The organism is Hymenobacter cheonanensis (assembly GCF_030581075.1).
Taxonomy (GTDB): domain Bacteria; phylum Bacteroidota; class Bacteroidia; order Cytophagales; family Hymenobacteraceae; genus Hymenobacter.
The window spans coordinates 14,660-38,007 of sequence record NZ_JAUQSW010000014.1; the positions used below are offsets into that span (position 1 = coordinate 14,660).

The window sequence follows — 23,348 nt, forward strand, 5'->3', positions numbered from 1 at the left end:
TGGTGGTGGGCTAGGCCGCTGGCTTGTCCTCCGGAGGGCCGGGGTTTAGCTCGCGCACGTCGGGGTGCTGGTAGTTGACGAGGATAACCGAGAAGGGGTGCGGCTCGCCCTCGCGCTTTTCGAGGCGCACGGCCCCGGCGTCGCGCAGCTGGTTGAGAAGCTGGCGGCGCTCCCAGTCGGGCAGCTCGGGCAGCACATCGGTGAGGCGGCGCAGGAAAGGGCTGGCCCATATTTCGGGCGTAGCCTGCTGGCTGGCAAATTTTTGCACTTGCAGCAAGAGGTATTCCAGCACGCGGCGCTCGTCGGTGCGCGTGATGCGGCGAACGGGCGCAAACGTGGCCGGCGGCTCCTGCAATAATTGTTCGAGCATACTGGGCCGCGCCGGGGCGCTGGCGCGGCTGGGGGCGGGTGCGGCGGGGCCGGCTTCTTCTTCGGCCGGCGCGGCGGCCAGCCGGCTGGCCACGTCTTGGGCGGCCTGCCGGCCGGCGGCCGACTGCACGCCCACCAGCCCCTGCTCGCGTAGGCGGCGCATTTCTTCGCCCTGGCGCAGGCGGGCAGCGCGGTGGTCTTCGAGGGCCTGCAGGCGCTCGGCGGGCAGCAGGGCCCGGGCGTCGATGAAGTGCTCCTGGCCCAGCATCTGCAAGAGGTCGCCCGATACGCTTTCGCGGAAGCCCACCACCTTCACCTGCCGGGCCTGGCGGCGCAGGTGCTGCAATACGGGGATGTAGTCGCGGTCGCCGGCCACCAGCACAAACGTGCCGATGGCGGGCCGGGTGTAGAGCACCTCCAGGGCATCGATGCAGAGCTGCATGTCGGCCGCGTTTTTATGGTCGGTGCCCAGCACGTTGCGCGTGCTCACGCCCATGAGGTAGAGCGGGCCCTGCGGGCCGGTGGGTATCTTATCGAAGTCGGCGTAGGCGTTGAGCACCAGCGAGTCGAGGCCCAGCTCACGCTTCAGGGCATCGCGCAGAGCGCGCACCAGGTCGAGGGCGTAGTCGTGGGGGTCCTGGGGGTCGAGGTAGTGGTTTTTGAGAAAGTAGTAGACGTTCTCAAAATCAATAAAAACGGCGGCATACGGCGAAGCCGCCGCGGCAGGCGGGGCCGCCGCAGAAGGAGCATAGGTGGACATTATTGGTAGATAAGAATACTATTATTCAGCTGATTAACTCAGCGAATAAATAAGAGAGCGAGGTGCACAAAGGTCGGTCGCAAATGGGGCCGGGCAGGCAAAGAATTCGGGCAACTTGCCGGCCGGGGTGGCCGTCTTCACGGGTAGCCCCGCGCGGGTGCGCCCGGGCACTGACCTTTGCAGCCTGACTTCCTGCTTATGCTTGCCTCGTTTTTACGCCGTGCCGGCTGGCTGCTGCCCGCCGCGCTTTTTTTCGCCAGCCCCGCCCATGCCCAGCGCGAGGGCGAGCGCCCGCCCACCCAGGCCCCGTTTGGCCGCCGCCAGCCGCTAGCCCCCGCGGTGCCGGGCGGGCGGTATAAGTCGCACTCGTTTGATGTCGGCAGCAGTATTCTGACCATTCGGGCTACCGACGGCAGTGCGCGGCAGGTGCAGCCCTGGGCAAATGGCGTAGTGAAAATCAGCTACTTCGCCCCCGGGGCCCGCCCCGTAGCCGACTCGTCGGTGAGCGTGGTGCAAGTACCTGAGAAATGGCGCTCGCCCGACCTCAATGGCGAGGGCCCGGAATACGGCAGCCCACCCGCCGCGTTCAGGGCTTGGCACAAAAAGGTGGCGAATGGCAATGTTCAGCAAACGAGTTCGACGCTAACCTGGCATATCAGCGGGTATGCCGCCGGCCGGCAGCAGTTGATTGTCATCGACAAGAACACGCTACGCATCAGCTTGCACCAAGGCGCCGAAGCCTTATTCGGCGAGGCCAGCCCCGCCTTCCGCCGCCAGCCGCTCCCCTCTCCCACTCCCACCGCCGCCGACACGCCCCCTGGCCGCGCCGACGAGCTACCCGGCACCGGCGTGCGCTTTCGGCTAGCCCCCGGCGAGCGGCTGTACGGTACCGGCGCCCGCGCCCTGCCCCTCGACCGGCGCGGCTACCGGCTGGAGCTGTATAACCAAGCCCACTACGGCTACCAGAACGGCGAGCAAAACCTGAACGTGACGCTACCCGTGGTGCTCAGCAGCCGGGGCTACCTGCTGCTGTTTGACCACTATGCGGCGGGCTACCTGGACCTGGGCAAGAAGCAATCTGATGTGCTTGAATACGGCGCGCAGGGCCTGAGCAGCCTGAGCTACTTTGTGGTGACGGGCCAGAGCCAGGCCGAAATTCTGGACCGCTACACGGCCCTGACGGGGCGGCAGCCACTGCCGCCGCGCTGGGCGCTGGGCCTCATCCAGAGCCGCTTTGGCTACCGCAGCCAGGCCGAGATGCTGCGCGTGGCCAGCCAGATGCGCCGCTCGGATTTCCCGCTCGATGCGCTGGTGCTCGACCTGTATTGGTTTGGGGGCACCACCCGGCAGGGCGATTTTCGGTGGGACGCCGCCCACTTCCCCGACCCCGCCGGCATGATGCGCGACCTCAAGGCGCAGGGTGTGAATACCATCTTGATTTCGGAACCCTACGTGATGCGCACCTCGCTGAACGACAGCCTCGTGCGCACGCAGGGGCTGGTGGGCACCACGGCGGCCGGGCGGCCGTTTACGGTGGGCTCGTTTTGGGCCGGGCCGGCGAGTATTCTCGATGTATTTAAGCCCGCGGCGCGCACCTGGCTGTGGGCACAGTACCGGCGCCTGCACGACCAGGGCGCCGCCGGCTGGTGGAGCGACCTTGGCGAGCCCGAAAACCACCCGCTGGCCATGCACCACCGGCTAGGCCCCACCGCGCAGGTGCACAATGCCTACGGCATGACCTGGGCGCAGATTTTTCAGGATAACTACGCCAAAGAATACCCCAATGAGCGCCTCTTCAACCTGGCGCGCTCGGGCTGGGCGGGCATGCAGCGCAACGCGGTGTTTCCGTGGAGCGGCGACATCAACCGCTCGTGGAGCGGCTTGCAGGCGCAGGTGCCCATTATGCTGGGCATGGGCCAGGCGGGCGTGGGCTACATGCACTCCGACGCGGGCGGCTTCGGGGCCAACGCTATTCAGGACCCCGAGCTGTACACGCGCTGGCTGCAATTGGCGGCGCTCTGCCCCATCATGCGCCCGCACTCCGACCAGGTGGTGGCGCCCGAGCCCTATACCTACCCCGAGCCCTACCAAAGCATCGTGCGCAAGTACGCCCACCTGCGGATGGAGCTGCTGCCTTACTTCTACACCCTGGCCGCCGAGAATACGCTGACCGGCGCCCCGTTGGCTAGGGCCCTGGATTTTGGGTCGGCCGCAGGGCCCGACCCGCTAGCCCCACCTGCCCCGCACCCCGACCTGGATGCGCCCGACGAAGGCGGCAACTGGAGCGGCACCGAAGCTGCCGACCGGTTTTCGCTGCTAGCCCCTCCGCTACCCGGCAGCAGCGCTACCGCTGCCCAAGTGCCCCCCGGCAATCAGTACCTGCTGGGTCCCAACCTGCTCGTAGCGCCCATTAATCAGCCCGGCCAGCGGCGGCGCAACGTGGACCTGCCCACTACCCCCGGCGGCTGGGTCGATTTTGAAACCGGCCAGTCGCTGCCCGGCGGCCAAACGGTGGGGCTGCCCGCGCCGCTGGGCCACGTGCCGCTGCTGGCGCGGGCGGGTGCCTTTGTGCCCATGACGGCCTACCGGGCCAGCACGGCCGCTTTTCGGCCCGATACGCTGGCTGTGCGCTACTTCCCTACCCCGGCAGTAGCGGCCTCTTTCTTCACTGTGTATGAAGATGATGGCCATTCGGCGCAGGCGCTTACCCAGCGGCAGTATGCCACGCTGCGCCTCACGGGCACAGTAGGCGCCGCGCAAACTGTCATAACAGCCACGGTAGCCGGCACCTACGCCGGCGCCCCTGCCCGGCGGCTGGTGCAGCTGCTCGTGGCCCGCGTAGCTACCGCGCCCACGGCGGTACTGCTGGGCGGCCAGCCCCTGGCGGCTACTGCGTGGCACTTCGATGCGGCCCGCCACGAGTTGCACGCGGCCTTTCCATTAGCAAAGCAGGCCAGGCTCACGCTCACCGGGCTGCGCCTGCTCGCGCCGCCCGCCGCCCAAACCGACCCCGAAACGCTGACCCTCACCGCGCCCGACAGCCGCACGTTCGGCGGCGCGGCAGGGCTGCACTACGAGCGCTACGTGCCGGCCAGCACGCCGGCGCCGCTACGCATTCGCAATGCGCGTGGGCAAGTAGTGCGCGAGTTGCCTACTGCAAGCGAGGTTGGCGCGCAATCGACCACCTGGGATGGCCGCGATGCGCAAGGCCGCCCGGCCGCGCCCGGCCTTTACGACGTGGAGCTGGCCGGCCAGCACCAACGACTGGTGCGGCTGCCCTAGTCAGACGCGGCCCTGGCGCATAAAAAAGCCTCTTCCTGTTAGGGAAGAGGCTTTTTCAATACCGAAGTCAACTCCTAAGAATTGGTGGCCGGCTTGAGCGAAAGCGCGGCCAGCGCGATATCCTGGTTTAAATACTTGGAGGTGTAGCCAGCATTCGACTTGCTCAAAAACAGGCAGCTACCGCCTTTTACCTGGTCAATAATCTGGGCGTACTGGTCGAGCGGCAGGGCGGGGCAGCCGAGGCTGCGGCCCAGGCGGCCATTTTGCTTGATGAAGTCTTCGCTCACATAATCAGCGCCATGCATCACGATGGAGCGGGCAAAGGCGTTGGTATTAAAGCCTTCATCTACGCCTTGCAAACGCAGCGAGTGGCCATGCTTGCCTTCGTACTCGTTGCCGGTTACGTAAAAGCCGAGGCTGCTCATGTTGCTCTCGTTGGTGTTCGAGAACTGGCTGGCTCCGTTTTCGCCCGAGTTGTGGCCGTGGGCTACCAGGGTGTGAAACAGAATCTTATCACTAGCCAAGTCGAGCACCCACAGGCGCTTTTCAGTCGAGGGCAAGTCAAAGTCTACTACCGTCAGGTGTTGCTGGTCGGCGGCCAGGTGGCCGGTTTCGCGCAGGTTGAGGTAGCCGGTCATGGCTTTCTGAAACACTTCAAAGCGCAACCCTTGCTGCTCGGCACCAAGGCGGTCGTAGGTTTCGCGCAGGGTAGCATCGAAGCGGGCCAGCGGCGTGGCCGCTATGGCCGCCGTGCGGTGCATGGTAGTAGCCGGCGCATGGGCCGACGATTTCAGCAGCGGGCCGGCCAGCGGCGTAGCCAGAAACAGCGAGGCCACAAAGGGCAGCACGCGCCGCACCAGGCGCTGCGAGCGGCGGCGGCCATCGCGCTGACGTTGAACGACGCTGGAATGATGATGCTTTTTCATGACAAATTCGGCGTGAAAGAATCGTTGAAAGACGCCCGCCAGAGCCGGCTAGCCTTCCAGCGCTGTTATACGCAGCGCTTTCCGCTAAGATAACAGTAAACGACCCGGATACGAGAAAAATTCCCGGCCTAGCGCCAGCCGCGCTGCGCAAAGCGCCGCCCGGCGGCCGGCCCATCGAGCCAGCGCGAGGCTAGCCCCGGCCCGCTCACCAGCAGCATACTGCCCGTGCGCAGGGTGCTGATAATGGCCTTGTACTGCGCCGGCGGCAGGGCGGGGCAGCCCCGGCTGTAGCCCAGGTGGCCGTGCTGGCGCACGTAGTCGGGGCTGGCGTAGTCGGCGGCGTGCAGCACGATGTAGCGGTCAAACACGTTGGTATTCTCGCCCTTGTCGTAGCCCTGCAGGCGGCGCGAGTAGCCGTGAATACCATCGTAAGTGCCCGAGGTGCGGTAGAACCCCAGCGAGGTGCATTCCGAGCTTTCGATGTTGGAAAAGCGCCGCGCCCGCAGGTGGCCCGAGCCCGCGCCGTGGGCTACCAGGCTGCGGTGCAGCACCTTGGCTTCCTTCAGGTCGATTACCCAGAGGCGCTCGGTGGTGTTGGGCAGGTCCATGTCGGCCACGGCCAGCACGCCGCCCCGCTCGATGCGGCCGGTGGGGTGCAGCGTGAGGTAGCCCACGCAGGCCTGCTCCAGCACCTCGGGGCGCAAGTTGGCGGCGGCGGGGCCTAGCGCGGCGTGCAGCTGCGCAATAGCCCGGTGCAGGGTATCGGGCACGCCGGCCACGGGCGGCACGGGCGTGGGTTGCAGCGAATCGGGCAGGGCGGGCGGCGGCAGGGCTAGGGCCGCTACCGGCCGGGCAGCCAGGGGCGTAGCGCGGCCCTCGGCGTGGCTGGTGCGCGAGCACCCGCTGAGCTGCGGCAGCAGCCCCAGCAGGGCCAGGCCGAGCCAGGTAGCGGCTTTTTGCGTGTGCTTACGAGTGCTCATACCTTCAAAAGTAAGGCCATCAGGCAGGGAGGCAATCTGCTCGCGCTTAAAAAAACACGCTGCCGTTGAGCTTCAGGTAGAAGGGCGTGCCGGGCGTGAAATTCAATTCCGTTACGGGCATAGTTTCGCCCCGCAGCTGGCTGGTGGTGGCAAACTGGGCCTCGTTCCAGCTCACGTTCAGCAGGTTTTGCACGCTGGCCCCCAGCTGGTAGCGCGGCCGGGTGTAGCTAAGCACGGCATCGAGCAGGAAGTAGCCGTGGGCCACAATGCTATTGTCCTCCACGGCCGGGCGGCTGTCGATGTGGCGGTAGCGCAGGCTGGCGCTCAGGCCATTAGGCTGCCGATAGGTGAGGCCGCCGATGCTGGTGAAGGTGGGCGCCAGCGGAATGTAGTTGTCGTACTCGGCGCGCTCCAAAAGGCGGCCGTGGCTGTAGTTGGCGTCGGCATCGAGGAAAAGCCGGGGCGTGAGCTGGTAGCGGGCCGACACGTCGAAGCCGAAGCGCTGGGTGGCGCCCACGCTCTCGGTGGTGCCCTCGTCGCCCGAGTACACCAGCTCATTTTGCAGACGCAGGTACCACAGGGCGGCGTTCACTACTAGGGCCGGCAGCGGCTTGAAGGTGCTGCCCACCTCGGCGCCGGTGGCGCGGGGCAGCGCCTGGCTAGGGCTGGTTTCGCGCACCACGCCCCGCGCATCGTTCGAGTGGAAGCCCAGCCCCGAGCGCACAAACAGCTGCACGGCCGGCGACAGCTGGTAGTAGAAGTTGAGCTTGGGCGATACGCGGGCGGCGTTTACCCGGCCCCGCAGCGGCCCGGCCGCGCCGGTCGAGTCGGCCACCTGCCCCCGAAAATCAAACACGAATAAGTCGGCCCGCAGCGCCGCGTTCACGCTCAGGCGGTCGGTGAGAGCCAGGGTTTCGTCGAGGTAGGCGTACACGTTTTGCTCGTGCAGGCGGCCGGTGCTGAGGGTGTCGCCGGCCACGCGGCGCACGGCGCGGCGCAGCAGCAGGCCGCCGTCGTCGAGGCGGGTGCCCACCCCTAGCGTCGAGTGCAGGGCGCGGGCGCCCGGGTCGTCGTCGCGGTCGTAGGTGGCGGTGTAGCCGTAGAGGTTGCGGCCGGTGTCGCGCTGGTCTATCTCGTCACCGCCCACCGGGTTATCCTTAAAAAAAGTAAAATTCGAGTACAGGTTGAAGTAGTAGCGCGAGTAATAGGCCTGCTGGCGCAGCACCGCCGCGTGGGGCAGCGCCGTGGTCAGGATGGCGTAGGCGTTGGTGCGGCTGGTGTTGCCGCCCTCGCTCGGGTCGATGCTACCAAAGCGCGAGATAATGCCTTCTTCCACTGCCCGTTCGGGTATTTGCCCGCTGGCATCCCAGCTCGACTGAAAGTGCGAGCCCAGCAGCACCAGCGAGGTTTTATCCGAAAGCTGGCCCGTGTACTTGGCTAGCCCATTGAAGCGCTTGAAGTGCTGCGGGTTATCGAAGTAGGAGTTGGTAAAATTATACTCGGCCGCTACGTAGGCGCTCTCGGCTTTTTTGCTCAGCAGGTGGTGCGGACCCAGCAAATCGAGCATAACGAGGGCGCGGTAGGTGTTATACTGCCCCACTTCGAGCTTCACCTGGCTGCGGTCGAGGCTGGTTTTGGTGCTGAACTCGCCCGCGCCGGCCGTAGCAAAGTCGCCGAAGCGGGCCGTATACGGCCCTTTATAAATCTTGAGCTGCTCAACGGTTTCGGGAATCACAAAGTGAAAATCGGCGTAGCCCTGGCCGTGGGCGTGGCTCACCATATTCACTGGCATGCCGTCGATGTTCACCGAAAAATCGGTGCCGTGGTCGGCGTCGAAGCCCCGGATAAAAATCTGCTCGGCCTTGCCGCCGCCCGCGTGCTGGGCAATAAAGAGGCCCGGCACGAGCCGCAGCAGGTCCTGGGCCGAGTTGATGGGCCGCAGCATCTGGTCGATGTGCGAGATGGCCGCCAGCGTCTGATTAAAGTCGCGGGGCTGGCTCACGGTCACCTCGGCCAGGTCGAGGGCTGCTGGGGCCAACGCCACGGTCAGGCCGCGCATTTCGCCGGCCAGCAGCGTCACGTGCGGGCTTTTGAGGCGGTAGCCCAGCGCGCCCACCCGCAGCTGATACGTACCGGGCGCCAGGCTGCGAAGCTGAAACTGGCCTAGCGCATCGGTGGCGGTGCCGCCGGCCTGGCCCAGCAGCCCTACGCTCACACCCGCCAGCGGCTGGCCCGAAAGCGAATCAGTGACGGTGCCACGCAGGGCCGCCGGGCTTTGGGCCTGAGCTGGCCGGCCCAGGCATACTAAGGCAAGCAGCCCCCCTAGCCAGACCCAGCGGCCGGCGGCCGATTGTTGAAATAAGTACTTAAAGTGCATAGCAACGCCTCATGTGAAGCCAGCGCGCCCACGGGCGTCAAGCCGACTCCTGGTTAATACAATACCTTAGCCTCCAGGCAGCTACCGAGCCGCGCAGAAGCAACGCGGCAGCCGGGCGGCTGCCGCAAGCGAATTGTCTTAACCGCGTTGGGGCGGCGGGTAGTCGCGCCCGCCAAAGCCCGCTGGCAGCAACTGCCAGCACGGGGCTAGCCGCTGCGGCGCAGCCAGCCCGCGGCGCGACGCCAGCGCCAGGGTTACCGCCACAACGGGGTAATGCACATCGAGGCCCTTGAGCTGGGCCAGGTAGTGCAGGCCCGTGCCGGTGGGCAGCTTGTGGTGCACTTCGTGCTGGTCGCCGTTGCAGCGCTCGAAGCAGTCGAGGCGCAGGTAGTTATGCTGCTGGCAGTCTTTGCTATGCACGTAGGGGTGCGCAGCGGTAAAGAGCGGCTCCGACGGCCGGCTCACGAGCAGACCCGCCCCCACTACCAACAGGTAGTTGAGCAGCAAAAGCCAGGTGAGGAGGGCGCGGAGCATAGCCAGAATTAAAACCGTTGCGAAGCTAGCCAGCCACCCGCAACGGCAGCGTTTACAATCGACAGTTCAGGGAAAAAGTGTAATAAGAGGCTAAGTCGGTGCTAGACCAGCAGCCGGTCCACGGTCCAGTAGGCGGCCACCAGGCCGATAACTATCGACACGGGCACCACCACCCGCGCCCGGTACCAGGGCCGGTCGGCGGCCCAGCGCCCAATCAGCAGCCAGCAGAGCAAAATAATGGTGACCTGCCCCAGCTCGACGCCCACATTAAACGAAATGAGCGAGCCGAAATAGTCTTTCTTCGGCAGGCCCAGCCCCGTGAGCGCGCTGGCGAACCCCATGCCGTGAATCAGCCCGAAGCCGAACACAATGGCTAGCCGCCACGGACTTAGCTTGGTGGTAATGATATTTTCCAGCGCCACAAACAGGATGGAGAGCGCAATAATCGGCTCCACGACGCTGCTCGGCGGCCGAATGAGCCCGTACATAGCCAGCCCCAGCGTGATGGAGTGCGCCACCGTGAAGGCCGTGGCCTGAAACAGCACCGGTTTCAGCTTGGGCTCCAGGATATAGAGGCTGACAATGAACAAAATATGGTCGAAGCCCAGCGGCAAGATGTGCGTGAAGCCCAGCTGGATGTAGGTCCAGAAAATCTGGGTGCGCGAGAGCTTGCTCAGGTCGGCATCGATGACGTGGGCGGCGGCTGGCAGGGCTAGCAGCAGGAGCGCTGGCACGAGCACCCAACCAGTGCACCTTATACCTGCCCTTCTTACACAAAAAGACGTCATGCTGAACGTAGTGAAGCATCTTGGCTGCTTTACTAAAGCGAACCTACCGAAGCGACCAAGATGCTTCACTGCGTTCAGCATGACATGCTTTTATAGTGGTAGTGTACCGTACCTAATGCTTCCTAGCGCACGGCCAGCATCTTTTTGCCCTCGGCCTCTACCTCGGGGTTGAGGTAGGGCGCCGTATTCAGGGCCTTGGTAATGAGGGCCTGGCCCTCGGCCACCTGGCCAGTTTTGGTGAGGATGAGGCCGGCGCGGCACAGCAGCACGGGGTTTTGCGAGTTGGTGCGGCGGGCCACAGCCATGTACTTCTGGGCCTCCTTAAAGTCGCCGCGCTTGTAGTAAACCCAGGCCAGGGTTTCGTTCACGTCGATGTTGTCGGGGCGGCGGGCGTACTCGATTTTGGCGTGTTCCAGCGCCTTGTCCAGCTCGCCGGTTTTGAGGTAGGCGTAGGCCAGCTCGCGGTCGGTGTAGTGGCCTAGCTGCTCGTTGTCGTTGGCATCTTTGGCGGCGGCGGCCAGCATCTCCACCGATTCGCGGGCCATTTTATTGGCCTCCTCGGGCTGGTGGTTGAGGCGGTACACATCCACCAGCTCATCGGTAAAGGCGTAGTCCTTCACCGTAGCGCGGGCCAGGTTCAGGTCTTTGATGGCCGTGGGATAATCGTGGCGGGCGGCGGCCACCCGGGCCAGCCCCGCCAGCGCGTAGGCGTAGTTGGGGCGCATGGCCAGCGCCTGCTGGTAATAGCCTTCGGCCTCGGGCAAGTGGCCGCTCACTTCGTAGAGGTGGCCCAGCGCCACGCGGCTCCACTCGGTTTGCTCCAGGCCGGGGTAGCCGGCTTTCACGGCCTTGTCCATGGCGTCGATGGCGCCGGGCACGTCGCCATAAATCTCGCGCAGGTAGCTCACCCGGGCGTAGGCCGTAAGGTCGGGGCGCACCTGGTTCATCTTATCGGCCGTTTGCACGGCTTCGGGGTAGCGGCCCAGCTCCACGTTGGCATCGGTGAGCAGGCCGTACACGTAGCCGCTGCTGGGGTTAATTGCCTGCGCCTGCTGGGCCAGGGCTAGCCCCTGCGAAAAGTGGTGCTGCGTGAGGCTCAGCGAGGCCTGGCAGCACAGGGCCTCAAAGTTTTCGGGGTCCGTCTTCAGCACTTGCTGCAAAAGCTCCATTGCCGCCGCGTCGTAATACGGGTGGTTGCCAGTAATGCGGCCCTCCTGCATGTAGGCCTCGGCCAGCAGCAGGCGGCTTTTCTGGTCGCTGGGGTCGGCGCGCAGCCTGGCCAGCAGGCCCTGCATCGAGGCTTTGGTATTCACCCACTCGCCGCCCAGCGCCAGGCGCCCAATGCGGTCTTTGGGCTCGGGCAGGCCGGGCGGGCCCTGCTTCTTGAAAAAAATAATGGCTAGCACCGCCAGCCCGAAGGCCAGCAGCAGCGCAGGGTAAAGCTTTTTACGCATAAAAAGAAGAGTATCGTTTCCGCATTAAGGTAGTTCGGTGGCCGGAGGACAGAAACAGTGGGTGGGAAAAGGTGCGTAAACGTAACTGCAGGCCTCGGGGCTAAGCTATTTAGCGCTGGCCCCGAATAATTTAGCCCGGCAGGCGAAACTACCTACGATGCAGCTTACAAAACGGATTATGGCCCGGCCAAGGCCGGGGGCAACCGGCCGGGCCGCAACTTTTTGGCCCGCCCCGGCTTACTACCTACTGGCTAGCCTGGCCCGCCCCGCCCGCGCCGCCGGGCGTACTTTTGCGGGCCGGGCGGCGGTTTATCTCACTTGTTTTTTGCGGGCTGCGTGGGCGCGGCCGCTTTTTTTTCTTATGGCTAAAGTTGCCATCAATCTCGCCACGGGGGCCATTCAGCAGGAAGAGCTGATTGTGGGCATCGACCTGGGCACCACCAACAGCCTCGTGGCCTACGTGCACCCCGAAACCCGCCAGCCGGCCGCCATCAACGACCTGGGCCGCGGCACCATCGTGCCGTCGGTGGTGCATTTTCCGGCCGATGGCAGCACGCCGCTCATCGGCAACGAGGCTAAGGATTTCCTGCTTTCTGACCCCGCCCACACCATTTATTCGGTGAAGCGCCTGCTGGGCAAAAGCTACCGCGACCTGGGCCAGCACGCCGGCCAGCTCGGGTACAAAGTCATCGACGACGACACCGAAGGCCTGGTGAAAGTGCGCGTGGGCGAGCGCTTCTACTCGCCCATCGAGCTGTCGGCCGACATCCTGCGCGAGCTGCGCCACCGCGCCGAGCACGCCCTCAAAACGCCGGTGCGCCGCGCCGTTATCACGGTGCCGGCCTACTTCAACGACTCGCAGCGCCAGGCCACCCGCGACGCCGGCCGCCTGGCGGGCCTCGAAGTACTGCGCATCGTGAACGAGCCCACCGCCGCCGCTCTGGCCTACGGCATCGGCCTTGACCCTAGCGAAGAAAAAACCGTGGCCGTGTACGACCTCGGCGGCGGCACCTTCGATATCAGCATCCTGCGCCTGCACCAGGGCATTTTTGAGGTGCTGAGCACCCACGGCGACACCTGGCTGGGCGGCGACGATATGGACCGCGCCGTGGTGGAATTTTGGCTGGAAAAATTCCCGCTAGCCGCCACTTTCAAAGAAGTGCCAGCCCTGCAGCAGCAGCTGCGCCTGGCCGCCGAAATGGCCAAGCGCTACCTCAGCCAGCACGATGATTTCACAACCCAGCTCATTGATGGCGACGAAGAGGTGACTGTCGTCACGCTCACCCGCGCCGAGTTCGACGGCCTCATCGGGCCGCTCGTGGCGCGTACTATTGCGGCCTGCCGCCAGGCGCTCGGCGATGCCGGGCTAGCCCCCGCCGCCATCCAGGCGGTGCTGCTGGTAGGCGGCTCTACGCGCGTGCCGCTGGTGGTGGAGGAAGTGTCGAAGTTCTTCGGCCAGCCGGCCAACAACTCGCTGAACCCCGATGAAGTGGTAGCGCTGGGCGCCGCCATTCAGGCCGATATCTTGGCCGGCAACCGCCGCGACGTGCTGCTGCTCGATGTGACGCCGCTCACGCTGGGCATCGAAACGCTGGGCGGACTTATGGACGCCATTATTCCGCGCAATTCCAAGATTCCGACCAAGGCCGGGCGCCAGTACACCACGAGCGTGGATGGCCAGGTAAACCTGAAAATCGGCGTGTATCAGGGTGAGCGCGACCTGGTGGGCGAAAACCGCAAGCTGGGCGAATTTGTGCTCACGGGCATCCCGGCCATGCCGGCGGGCCTGCCCAAAATCGACGTCAACTTCTTCCTCAATGCCGACGGCATCCTGCGCGTAGAGGCCGTGGAGCTGCGCTCGAACACCCGCCAGCAGGTCGACATCAAGCCCCAGTACGGCCTCACCGACGACCAGGTGGAGCAAATGCTGATGGACTCGCTCCTCAATGCCAAGCAGGATGTGGCCGCCCGCCTGCTCATCGAGGCCCGCACCGCCGCCGAGCAGCTGCTCTACCAGGTCGAGCGCTTCCTCAAAAAGAACGCCGAGCACCTCGAAGCCGATGAGGTAGGCACCACCACTGCTAAAACCGACGAGCTGCGCGAAGCCCTTAAAGGCAATGACCGCGACCTCATTCTCAAGCGCATGGATGAGCTGGATGAGCTAACCCGCCCCTTCGCCGAGCGCGTGATGAACATCTCCATCAAGCAGGCCATGAGCGGCAAAAAAATAGGCTAGCGAACGTGGCTAGACCGACAAAAAAGCCCCGGCCGCTCAGTGAGCAGCCGGGGCTTTTTAGTTGGCTTCGATGGCTCGCGCTTAGGGGCGCGTAGTGGTAGTGTTGGTGCTCGTGCCGGTGCGCGTGCGGCTGTTGAGGCGGCGGGTTTGCTGCGTGCCCGGCGTGGTGGGGCTGCCCGCTGGCTGGTCCGTACGCAGCGTACCGCCATCTACGGTGCGGGTGGAGGTGCCATTGGGGTACATGGTGCTGCCCGAAGTACCGATGGGCGTAGTCGCGCCGGGCGATACCGTGCCCGTGCCGATTACGCTGCCGACGCCGGTACCCGAGGTAGTGCTGGGCTGGCCCGGCACAACGGTGCCCATGCCCGTGGCCGACGTAGCCGGCGCGCCCGGGGTGCTCATGGTGCCCGGCGCGCCCACTACGGGCGTTTGGGCGAAGGCCGAAAAGCTGGTAGCTAGGCCCAGCAGGGCGGCGCCAAAAAATTGGGTGGTTTTCATAATCAAGGATGGAAAAGGAAGTTGCCAGGTAGGAATTTCCGGGGCCGCTTGGCTTGCAGGAAGGCTTTATCTTACGCAGTCTGAGTTTATAAGGCTAAAAATCAGCCGCTGCCGGACGGGCCGCCTGGCCCTTTTTTATCTCCAATTAGCAGGCACGTTTCTTACTTACAGGCAGTTACCAGGTCTAGCGTGCAGTCAGCAAAGTTTACGTCCGGTTAGCCCGGGTTCGGGAATGGCCAATCCCGCACCTGAGCCAGTTCAGCGCTTAGCAACGACAGGTGGCGTAAATTTGAGGATATCTCCGACTGATTTAATGCGCGTATTGCACACCGCCGATTGGCATTTGGGCCAGCGTTTCCAGAATGGGCATGAGCGCCTTGAGGAACATCGCTGCTTTTTACAGTGGCTGGGCCACACGATTGCCGAGCGGCAAGTAGAAGTGCTGGTAGTGGCTGGCGACGTTTTTGATACCGGCGCGCCTTCGGCGGCGGCCCGGCAGCTTTACTACGACTTTCTGGCCGACCTGCGCCGCAGCAATACCTGCCACGACGTGGTAGTAGTGGGCGGCAACCACGACTCGGCTGCCACGCTCAACGCCTCGGCCGGCCTGCTGAAAGGGCTCCGGGTGCACGTAGTAGGCGGTGTGCCCGCCGCGGTGGAAGAGCAGTGCCTGGCCCTGCCGCACGGCGCCGCTAGCCCCCGGCTACTGGTGGCGGCGGTGCCTTTCCTGCGCGATGGCGACGTGCGCCGCCTGGTAGTGGGCGAAACCTTTCAGGAGCGGGAGGAGCGCTTGCGAGCGGGCATTGCGGCGCACTATCAGCAGGTAGCCGACTGCTTGCGTGGCTCGTTTGCGGCGGGCATACCAGTGCTGGCCACGGGCCACCTGTTTGCGGCGGGCTGCGCCGACAATGACCAGCTCACTGAGCGCCCGCTTAGCATTGGCAACCTGGGTCAGATTACCGCCGATGCCTTTCCTGACCTGTTCGATTACGTGGCCCTGGGCCACCTGCATCGCCCCCAGGTGGTGGGCGGCCAGGCCCGGGTGCGCTATTCGGGCGCGCCCGTGCCCCTCTCCTTTTCCGAAACCGCTTACCCGCAGCAGGTGCTGCTGCTCACCTTTGCGGCCGAGCCGGGCTGCCCGGCCGTTGAAGTGCTGGAAGTGCCCTGCACCCGCCGCCTGCTGCGCCTGCGCGGCAGCCTGCCCGAGGTGCTGGCAGCCCTCGCCGCCTACGACAATGCCGGCTACCAGCACGAGGCCTGGGCCGAGGTGCTCGTGCGGCCCGGCCTGCCCTGGGCCGAGGTGCAGGAGCAGGTACGCGAAGCCTGGCTGGCTACCCAGGGCAAAATCAGGGTGGTGGCCGGCCCCCGCCCCTGGCGCGATGCCGACGCCCAGGAGGCAGCGCCTCAGGCCGAGCCAGCAACTACCCCTAGCCTGCCCCACCTCGATGAGCTAACGCCGCAAACCGTGTTCGACCAGTTGCTTGACACCCCGGCCTACGCGGGGTTTGAGCCCGCCGCGCGTGAAGAGCTGCGCGGCACCTTTGCCGAATTGCTGCGGCTGGCCAGCTAGTTTTCCCTTAGCCCTGCGGGTGTAATTTTAGGGTTCCGCTGTTTTCGATAGTTTCCTGTGCGCATTATTTCCGTTGCCTGCCGCAACATTAACTCGCTACGCGGCACCCGCGAGCACCGCCTCGATTTTGAAGCCGCGCCCCTGGAGGGCTGCGGCCTCTTCGCCATTACGGGCGCAACGGGGGCCGGCAAAACAACGCTGCTCGATGCGATTACCCTGGCCCTCTACAACCAGACGCCCCGCCAAAAAAACTCGCAGGCGTTGCTCAGCCACGGCGAGGGAGAAGGCTGGGCCGAAGTAGTGTACGAGGTAGAAGCCGGCCGCTTCTTGAGCCGCTGGAGCTTGCAGCGCGCCCACAAGCGGCGCGGCGGCAACTTGCAAACGCCCACCATGGAGGTGTGCTCCTGGCCCGATGCCAAGCCCCTCACGCAAAAGCTAACCGAAAGTATTCAGCAGAATACCTTGCTTACCGGGCTTGACTACGAGCAGTTTAAGCGCTCAGTGCTGCTGGCTCAGGGTGACTTCGACAAGTTTTTGAAGGCGAAAGACGATGAGCGCGCCGGCCTGCTTGAGCGCATGACGGGCACCGCCATTTACAAGCAGCTTTCGCGCCAGGCCCACGAGCGCAAAGTAGCCGAGGAGCTGGCCGAAGAGAAGCTGGCTACCCAGCTAGGCTACGTAAGCCTGCTCGCCCCCGAAGACATAGCGGCCAAGCGCACCGCTACCGAAGCTCTGACCGCGGCCCTGGCTACGGCGGCGCAAGCGGTGGCGGCCCAGCGTGCCGCGCACGACTGGCATGGCAGGCTGGCCGAGCTGGCGGGCAAGCTGGCCGCCGCCGGCCGGGCCGTAGCCCAGGCCGAAACCGAGCTGGCCAACCACCGCCCGGCCCTCGACCGCCTGGCTGCCCACCAGGCGGCTGAGCCCTTTGAAGAGCCTTGGAACACGGCCCGCAACGTAGAAGCGGAAGCTCGCAAGGCCGGCGAAAAGTACCACGAGCTGGATGCCTTGGCAAAAGGCGCGGCCACGAAGCTTACTAAAGCCCAGGCCGTGACGGCCGAGCTAGCGGCCACTTGGCAGCACACCACCCACGACCTGGCACGCGAGCAGCCCGTACTTGCGGAGGCCCTCAAGCAGTTGCCCAATCTGCAAACGCTACAAAGGGTTTTGCAGGAAGCCGCTACCGACCACTCGGCCAAAGTCAATGCGCAGGCTGCTGCCCGCCAGCAGCTGGCCGAAGCCGAAACCAAGCTCGACCTTACCCAGCAGCAACTGGCCGACGTGACGAGCTGGCTGGCTACCCACGCGGGCGACGCGCAGCTGCCCGACCGGCTCAACGACCTCGACCACCTGCTTCAGGGCCGCGAAGCCGTTCTAAAACAGCATAAAGAGCACAGCGAGGAACACAGGCTGCTGCTCACCACGCTCGAAGGCGCCCGCCAAAAGCGCGTCAGCGCCGCCAAAGCGGGCGAGCAGGCCGCCGAGGCCCTGCGCGCCCTGGCGGAAGAGGCCAGCCAGGGCGCGCAGCAGTATGCCGCTCTCTGGCACGATGCGCAAGCGCGCGCCACCCGGCTTAAAGCCGAGCTAGCCGACAGGCAGCACCAGCACGGGCGCTGGTACGAGCAGCTGGTAGGCAAGCAGTTTCTGGCCAACCACCAAAATCTGCTCCGCACGGGCCAGCCCTGCCCGGTATGTGGCGCCCTGGAGCACCCTGCCACCGGCACCGACACCTCAGAGGAAGCCATTGAGCAGCTAACCGACCAAGTGGCCAGGGCCGAGGAAACGCTGCAACGCCTGCGCGATGAGCAATCGGCTAACCAGGAGCTGCTTACGCTACTGAGCACCGTGCCCTTAGCAGTTCCTGCCCCCACCGTCTACCTTACCCTCGATATGGCGGCCGCCACCCGCCAGGCCCGGGCGCTGGTGCACGAGCTGGTCGATATACCCACCCGCCGGGCGCGCCTCGAAGGCGATTTGCGGCAGGCCACCGTTGTGGGGGCCAGCGCCCAGGAGCAGCAGGAAAGCGCCCAGGCCCAAGTAGCGGCAATGGCCAGTAAGCTCGAAACCATTCGGCACGAAGGCCAGCGCCTGGCCCAGCAGCTCGCCGATTTAGCCGGGGCCTTTGGTACCAGCTTCGACCCGCGCCACCCGCAGGCGCTGCGGCAAGAGTTTGAGCAGCGGGTTGCCCACTTTAAGAAGCTAACTGAGCAGCAACAAGAGCTGCGTACCCTGCGCGCCGTCACCGACGGGTCGCTCACGGGGCTGCGCCAGCAGGTGGCCGACCGGCAGGGCGAGGTGCTAGGGGCCGCGCGCCGCCGCCAAAGCGCCCAGGCGGAGTATGACACCTGTGCCGCCGGCATTGCCCGCACGCACCAGGGCTTTGCCTCGCCCCAAGCCGCCCTGGCCCACTGGGAAGGCGCCGAGCAGCTGGCGCGCCAGCTGCTTGAGCGGCAGCAACGAGCCGAGAGCGAGGCTGCCGAGCGCCACCGCACCCTGCTGGCCCGCAAGGCCGACCAGGAAACCCAGCGCGACGATGCGCTGGCCCGCGCCAAAATCTTATTCGCTGACCTCGACCGCGACCTGGTGGCGGCCGGCTACGACCCTAAGAGCTTGCGCCTGAGCGCCCTGCTGCTGCCAGCTGCCGAGCGCCCCACGCTGCGCGCCTTGCACGCCCGCCTGCACGGGGCGGTGGAGAGCGCCCAGGCCATTCAGCGTCAGGTAGCAGCCGAGCAGCGCCACACGGCGGCCCTGGCCATCAGCCCCGAGCCAGCCGAAACGGTAGCGGCGGCCTACGAGGAGGCGCAGCGGGCGCATCAAACCCTCTATGATGAGCTGCTGCTACTGCGCAAAGCCCTCGCCGACGACGAAGCCAACCGCCAGCAGTACGCTGCCCTGGCCGACCAACTGAGCGCGCAAAAGGCCGAAACCCGCCGCTGGCGCAATCTGCACGAACTCATTGGGCACAGCGAGGGCACCAAATTCAGCCGCTTTGCCCAGGGCCTGACCCTAGCCCGCCTGGTGGCACTGGCCAACCAGCACCTGGCCCAGTTCAACGACCGCTACCAACTTCGGCGCAAAGACGAAACTACGCTGGGCCTGCTGGTGGCCGACGCCTACGACGACTGCACCCGCGATGTAAGCACGCTGTCGGGCGGCGAAACCTTTCTGGCCAGCCTGGCGCTGGCACTGGGGCTAGCCGAGTTGGCCTCGGCCAACTCGGCCCGGCTCGATTCGCTCTTTATTGATGAAGGCTTTGGCACGCTCGACGCCGATACGCTCGACGTAGCGCTGGCAGCGCTGAGCAGCCTGCGCCGCCGGGGCAAAACCATTGGTATCATCACGCACGTTAACCCCGACAGCTTGCGCGATTATATTGATACTCAAGTGATAGTGGAGCGCCTAGGGCAGGGCACCAGCCGCCTGCGCCTGCTGCCCGAGGTTGCCCTGCCTTAGCTATTGAGTGCGCTAGCCGCCCGCACCTCGGCCCAGGTCCAGTACTTTCTGGGCTGAATGCCCGCGTAGCCCTGCCGCATAAAAGCCACTATTTCGGCCTCTATTGTGCTGGCAGCCAGCGAGGAAGCGTAAATGGGCCGGCCATCGGGGTCGGCGTAGCGCTCGGCCTTGGCCAGGGGGCGGCCGGCCAGGCGCAGCAGCGGGCCAGTATCGGTGAGGGGGTCGGCGGCCCAGCGGTAGCTGCCCTTTTCCAGTTCGTTGAGCCGGGCGGCGAGCGGCGCCAGCGCCAGACGCGGCAGCGTGGGGCGGCTTTCGAGGTCAATCCAGGTCGTGTACTTGCCTTCCAGTTCGTAGCGCTGGCCGTCGTAGAGGCTCAGCACCCAGTCGAGCCCCGCCGTGGGGCCAAACAGGGCATAGTACGGCACCGGCTCGGGTGTGCGCACCACGGCTAGCCCAATTTCCGGGTAAGCGGTGCGCTGCGTCAGCGGGCCTTGCAGCTGAGATAGCGCCCGCTTCACGCGCAGGTACTCCGGCTCCCAGGCCGCGCGGCCCGATTCCGTATTTAGTATTATTCCAGCAAATCTTGGTAGAAACCAACTAAACTTTTCGGCCGATGCCTCGTCCTCCCGCCGGCGCCGGGCCGGCGCCCCGAAGGGCTCGTAGAAGCGCGCTTTTTCCTCCGCGTTCAGCCAGCAGGCGAGTTGCAGGGCGTGGTCGGCCAGGGGGTGCTGCCAGTCAAGCTCCCGAAAATCGCCCAGCGTAGCGGTGAGGCGCAGCAGCGCTTCGTGGGCCAGCGCCAGCTCGGGATGCAGCAAAGCCCACACGCCAATAAAGCCATCAATGTCGAAATGATTGGCCGTTACGGCGCGCGCTGCGAGGCCGGGCGTGGCGGGCGCGTGCAGCGCGCGTAGGCACGAGCCGGCGCTGGTATCGTCGCGCAGGGCTGGCGGCGTGGCCGCGCCGCGCCAATGAGCCAGGGTCAGCGCCGCGCCCAGGCCGGTGCTATCGACCACAATGGTGGGCTGCCGCCGCAGCTGCGCAAACGGCACAAAGTACCGTACTTGGTCGGCTACCTCATGGCTAGCTACTTGTTCCTTAAACTGTTCCATTAGGGGGCTAACTACTAGCGCGGCGGTTACGAATTTTTTCCACCTTGCTTTTGCGAATCCAGCTCAGGTAGCCTTGCAGCTCTTCGGCGGCGCGTAGCGCTTCTACGGTGTGGTACTGGCGGGCGAGGGCGCGGTTGGTGAGAAAGCGGTGCACGCTGCTGTGGCAGGGCTGGCACAGGTCTACGGTTTCGCCGTGGCGGCCGCCTTCCTCGCGGGGCACCAGGTGGTGGCGGCTGGTTTGCTGCACGGCGCGCTCGCAGAGGCCGCAGCGGGTTTCGAGGGGGCGCTGGGCGCGGGCGGCGGCTTCGGCGGCGGCCTGGGCAAGTTGCTGGCGGCGGGTCACGGAGCGAGCGGGGCGAGAAAAAAAAGTGTGGAATTATTTAACCCCTATCAGCCACTTAGAGTTGCGCAAGTTGAGTTTACGTCCCTATATTGACCGCCAATTGGCAAGTTGAGCTAATATTATTTTTCCGCGAAGCTTTCATCTCTTTTTTCTCTCTTTTTTTCTCTAAATGGTACACTATTCTACTTCTTTACGCTCCACTAACGGCTGGGTGCGCCAAGGCGCCGCCGTGCTGGCCGTGCTGGCTGGTAGTCTTTTTGCCTCCAGCGCCCACGCCCAAACCTGGATGGTTTCGACCACGCCCTACATCAAGCTGGGGGTGCTCGATAAGTACAATGCGCTAGGGGGTTACAGCGCCGTTTTTATTGTTACTAACGAGAAGACGAGCCAGGAATTCATGCTCACCAAGCAGGTGCCCAAGGGCGAGAGCGGCGTCGACGTGTTCTTCCCAACCGAGCCTAGCGACCCCGAGTATTTCAAAAATATGGCGGGCCTGGCGGCCCAGGCCACCCCGGGCCGCTACCACTGGGAGTGCCGGGTGAACGGCAAAAAAGCCGTGGGCGGCTTCTTCAACTACCCCGAAACGGGCAACGACATTACGGTAATCGGCAGCGCGGCGGCGCGCTAGCCGCGCACCACCCGCATGTAGGGCACGGTATCGGGCAGCGGGCCGAGCAGCTCGGCCAGGGCCTGCAGGAAGCGGCCGGCCGTATCGGGCCGGCCGGCCGGGGGGCCGGGGGCGTGGTGGCGGTAGTGCTCGCCGCGCAGCTCGCCCAGCACGGTGGGCGTGCCGGCCTCTTCGGCGCTGCGGCCCAGGGTAGCTTCGAGCAAAAAGTAGCGCGGCAGGGCCTCCTCGGGCGCCAGGTCGTCGTCGGCCTCCTCGGTTTCGTCATCGTCCGGAATGCGCGACTGGTCCTGCGGGTCGGGCTCGGGGCCTTCGTACACAATGGCGGCCAGATGCGCCTCGCCGGTGGCCTGGGGTGGCGGCAGCTGTAGCAGCGCCGTGGCGCGGCCCGCCACCTGGTGCCAGCTCAGGTGCAGGCCCCGGGGCGGCACCCGCTCGCGCGGGGGCAGGCTTTCGGCGGCTTTGTCCCACATATACAGCAGCAGCTCGCGGGCCAGCAAGGGGTCGCTAAGCTCGCGGCGCACGGCGGCGGGCCGGCGCCACACCAACTGCGGCAGCATGAGGTAGGCAAAATGGTGCGGGTGCGGGCGGGCCATTAGTCTCGGGAAAGTGATAAGACGCCCGTAACAACCAGCCGCGAGCCGCTGCTACAAAGCCCGGCAAAGATAAACCGGGGGCTAGGCGGCCCCGGCAGGCTACTAGAGCAATTTTCTATTTTCAACAGGGGGTTAAATGCCAAAAGTGGGATGACAAACATCTGTCAGTCATATATTTATCATCCCACTTTTGGCATTTAATTTTACCTAAGAATGTGATAGCCGGGGTTTTCTACCCTAGCGCTTAGCTGCTGGCCTGGCCACTTGCTACTGCTGCCTCCACAGCCTGCCACAGCACCCGGGCCGTGTGCTCCCAACTGAAGCTAGCCGCGTTGGCGAGGCCGGTGGCGCGCAGGCGCGCCCGCAGCGGCGCATCGTGGGCCAGCCGCCGCAGCCCCGCCGCGATGGCCGCCGGCTGGTGCGGGTCGCACAAAACGGCGGCTTCGGGGCCGCCCGCCGCCTCGGGCAAGGAGGAGATATTGGAAGTGAGGACCGGGCAGCCGCTCGCCTGCGCCTCCACCACGGGCAAGCCAAACCCTTCGAAGAAAGGCACATACGCCGTAGCCAGGGCCGCCGCGTAGAGGTCGGCCAGGTCGGCCTCGCTCACGCGGCCCGTGAAGGCGACGGCGGCCTGCACCTCGTCCGGCAGGCTGCGAAACACTTCGAATACCGGCCCGGCCTTCCAGGCAGTGCGGCCCACCAGCAGCAGGCGCACCGGGGCAGCCGCCGCGCCGGCTTCGGCCTTAAACAAGGCAAAGGCGCGGAGCAGATTGCGCAGGTTTTTGCGCGGCTGCAAGGCCCCCACAAACAAAAAATAGGGCTGCCCCTGGCTGAAGCGCGCCCGCGTGGCCGCTTGCGCAGCGGCGGGCTGCGGGGCAAAGTGCCGGGCCGGCGCATTGTGCGCTACCCAAATGCGGCTAGGGTTCAGTCCGTATTGCAGGGCAATATCCTGGCGGGTGGCGTCGGACACGGCCACCAGTTGAGTAGCGGCGCGGGCAAAGCGCGGCAAAAAATACGCGTAGTAGCGGCCCATAACTCGGCCAATATCCTGCGGGCGGTGCAGGTAGGCCAGGTCGTGCAGTACCACTACGCGCGGCACGCGGGTGCCCAGCACCGTAAAGCCCTCGGGCGAGAGCAGGGCAGCCGGCCGGTGGCGGCGCAGCCACAGGGCCACCGCCCCCTCGTACCAGGCCAGCATCAGCAGGGGGTGGCGGGCCGGGGGCGGCAGCACGTGCGGTACTACATTGGGGCCCAGCAGGTAGCGTGGGTCGTAGGCGCGGTCGAAGAGAAAGTGAAACGTGCACTGCGGCTGCTGCTGCACCAGGCAGCGCAGGGCCTCGAAGGTGTACCGCCCCAGGCCTTCGAGGTGGCCGCCGGGCAGCAAAAAGCGAGTCGTGACGGCAATGTGCATGGGCTGGGCTACTGCGGTGGGTGGCGAAGTTTTCGGACGC

The 23,348-nt window shown here is 65.3% G+C and carries 17 protein-coding genes; 5 read left to right on the forward strand and 12 right to left on the reverse strand.

Going from position 1 to position 23,348, the window contains the following annotated elements; genetic code table 11:
• Positions 1 to 10: 10 nt before the first annotated feature.
• Positions 11 to 1,129: an NYN domain-containing protein gene (locus Q5H89_RS21025; RefSeq protein WP_305021299.1), complete on the reverse strand. Its 1,119-nt coding sequence runs from the start codon at positions 1,127 to 1,129 to the stop codon at positions 11 to 13.
• A gap of 198 nt (positions 1,130 to 1,327) precedes the next feature.
• Here Q5H89_RS21025 and Q5H89_RS21030 point away from each other — a divergent pair, with 198 nt between their 5' ends.
• Positions 1,328 to 4,411 carry a TIM-barrel domain-containing protein gene (locus Q5H89_RS21030; protein ID WP_305021300.1) on the forward strand — a complete coding sequence of 1,028 codons (3,084 nt, stop codon included), beginning with the start codon at positions 1,328 to 1,330 and terminating at the stop codon, positions 4,409 to 4,411.
• Between the two features lie 74 nt (positions 4,412 to 4,485).
• Here the strand turns inward: Q5H89_RS21030 and Q5H89_RS21035 are convergent, their stop codons facing one another.
• The 6 genes from Q5H89_RS21035 to Q5H89_RS21060 all read right to left on the reverse strand — a co-directional run bounded on the left by Q5H89_RS21035 (position 4,486) and on the right by Q5H89_RS21060 (position 11,470).
• Positions 4,486 to 5,337 carry a murein L,D-transpeptidase catalytic domain family protein gene (locus Q5H89_RS21035; protein WP_305021301.1) on the reverse strand — a complete coding sequence of 284 codons (852 nt, stop codon included), beginning with the start codon at positions 5,335 to 5,337 and terminating at the stop codon, positions 4,486 to 4,488.
• A gap of 128 nt (positions 5,338 to 5,465) precedes the next feature.
• Entirely contained in the window at positions 5,466 to 6,317 is an 852-nt protein-coding gene (locus tag Q5H89_RS21040) for a murein L,D-transpeptidase catalytic domain family protein (protein ID WP_305021302.1), read from the reverse strand.
• 46 nt (positions 6,318 to 6,363) lie between these two features.
• Positions 6,364 to 8,694 (reverse strand): TonB-dependent receptor, encoded by a 2,331-nt coding sequence (locus Q5H89_RS21045; RefSeq protein WP_305021303.1) that lies wholly within the window; start codon positions 8,692 to 8,694, stop codon positions 6,364 to 6,366.
• Positions 8,695 to 8,832: 138 nt separating this feature from the next.
• The gene (locus tag Q5H89_RS21050; protein ID WP_305021304.1) at positions 8,833 to 9,228 is read right to left on the reverse strand and encodes a hypothetical protein; all 396 of its coding nucleotides are present in this window, start codon (positions 9,226 to 9,228) and stop codon (positions 8,833 to 8,835) included.
• 101 nt (positions 9,229 to 9,329) lie between these two features.
• A complete protein-coding gene (locus Q5H89_RS21055) occupies positions 9,330 to 9,962 on the reverse strand; it encodes a HupE/UreJ family protein (protein ID WP_305021305.1) in 633 nt (210 codons plus the stop codon).
• Positions 9,963 to 10,138: 176 nt separating this feature from the next.
• Complete coding sequence (locus Q5H89_RS21060; protein ID WP_305021306.1) at positions 10,139 to 11,470, reverse strand: tetratricopeptide repeat protein; 1,332 nt, start codon at positions 11,468 to 11,470, stop codon at positions 10,139 to 10,141.
• Positions 11,471 to 11,831: 361 nt separating this feature from the next.
• Between Q5H89_RS21060 and hscA the strand changes: the two genes are divergently transcribed.
• A complete protein-coding gene (gene hscA / locus Q5H89_RS21065; RefSeq protein WP_305021307.1) occupies positions 11,832 to 13,706 on the forward strand; it encodes a Fe-S protein assembly chaperone HscA in 1,875 nt (624 codons plus the stop codon).
• Between the two features lie 81 nt (positions 13,707 to 13,787).
• Here hscA and Q5H89_RS21070 read toward each other — a convergent pair whose 3' ends face one another.
• A complete protein-coding gene (locus tag Q5H89_RS21070; RefSeq protein ID WP_305021308.1) occupies positions 13,788 to 14,204 on the reverse strand; it encodes a hypothetical protein in 417 nt (138 codons plus the stop codon).
• A gap of 313 nt (positions 14,205 to 14,517) precedes the next feature.
• Between Q5H89_RS21070 and sbcD the strand changes: the two genes are divergently transcribed.
• Entirely contained in the window at positions 14,518 to 15,774 is a 1,257-nt protein-coding gene (sbcD, locus tag Q5H89_RS21075; RefSeq protein WP_305021309.1) for an exonuclease subunit SbcD, read from the forward strand.
• A gap of 57 nt (positions 15,775 to 15,831) precedes the next feature.
• Positions 15,832 to 19,224: an AAA family ATPase gene (locus tag Q5H89_RS21080; RefSeq protein WP_305021310.1), complete on the forward strand. Its 3,393-nt coding sequence runs from the start codon at positions 15,832 to 15,834 to the stop codon at positions 19,222 to 19,224.
• On the opposite strand, the gene Q5H89_RS21085 is transcribed toward Q5H89_RS21080, so the two are convergent.
• On the reverse strand, positions 19,221 to 20,333 hold the full coding sequence (locus Q5H89_RS21085) for a DUF6687 family protein (RefSeq protein ID WP_305021311.1): 1,113 nt from the start codon (positions 20,331 to 20,333) through the stop codon (positions 19,221 to 19,223). The two genes, Q5H89_RS21080 and Q5H89_RS21085, sit on opposite strands and share 4 nt — an antisense overlap.
• Before the next feature lie 7 nt (positions 20,334 to 20,340).
• A complete protein-coding gene (locus tag Q5H89_RS21090; RefSeq protein ID WP_305021312.1) occupies positions 20,341 to 20,676 on the reverse strand; it encodes an HNH endonuclease in 336 nt (111 codons plus the stop codon).
• 169 nt (positions 20,677 to 20,845) lie between these two features.
• On the opposite strand from Q5H89_RS21090, the gene Q5H89_RS21095 reads away from it, so the two are divergent.
• Complete coding sequence (locus Q5H89_RS21095; RefSeq protein WP_305021313.1) at positions 20,846 to 21,304, forward strand: hypothetical protein; 459 nt, start codon at positions 20,846 to 20,848, stop codon at positions 21,302 to 21,304.
• Here the strand turns inward: Q5H89_RS21095 and Q5H89_RS21100 are convergent.
• On the reverse strand, positions 21,301 to 21,897 hold the full coding sequence (locus Q5H89_RS21100; RefSeq protein WP_305021314.1) for a hypothetical protein: 597 nt from the start codon (positions 21,895 to 21,897) through the stop codon (positions 21,301 to 21,303). The genes Q5H89_RS21095 and Q5H89_RS21100 overlap by 4 nt on opposite strands.
• 244 nt (positions 21,898 to 22,141) lie before the next feature.
• Positions 22,142 to 23,308, reverse strand: coding sequence for a glycosyltransferase family 4 protein (locus tag Q5H89_RS21105; protein ID WP_305021315.1), 1,167 nt, complete (start codon positions 23,306 to 23,308; stop codon positions 22,142 to 22,144).
• Between the last annotated feature and the right edge of the window lie 40 nt (positions 23,309 to 23,348).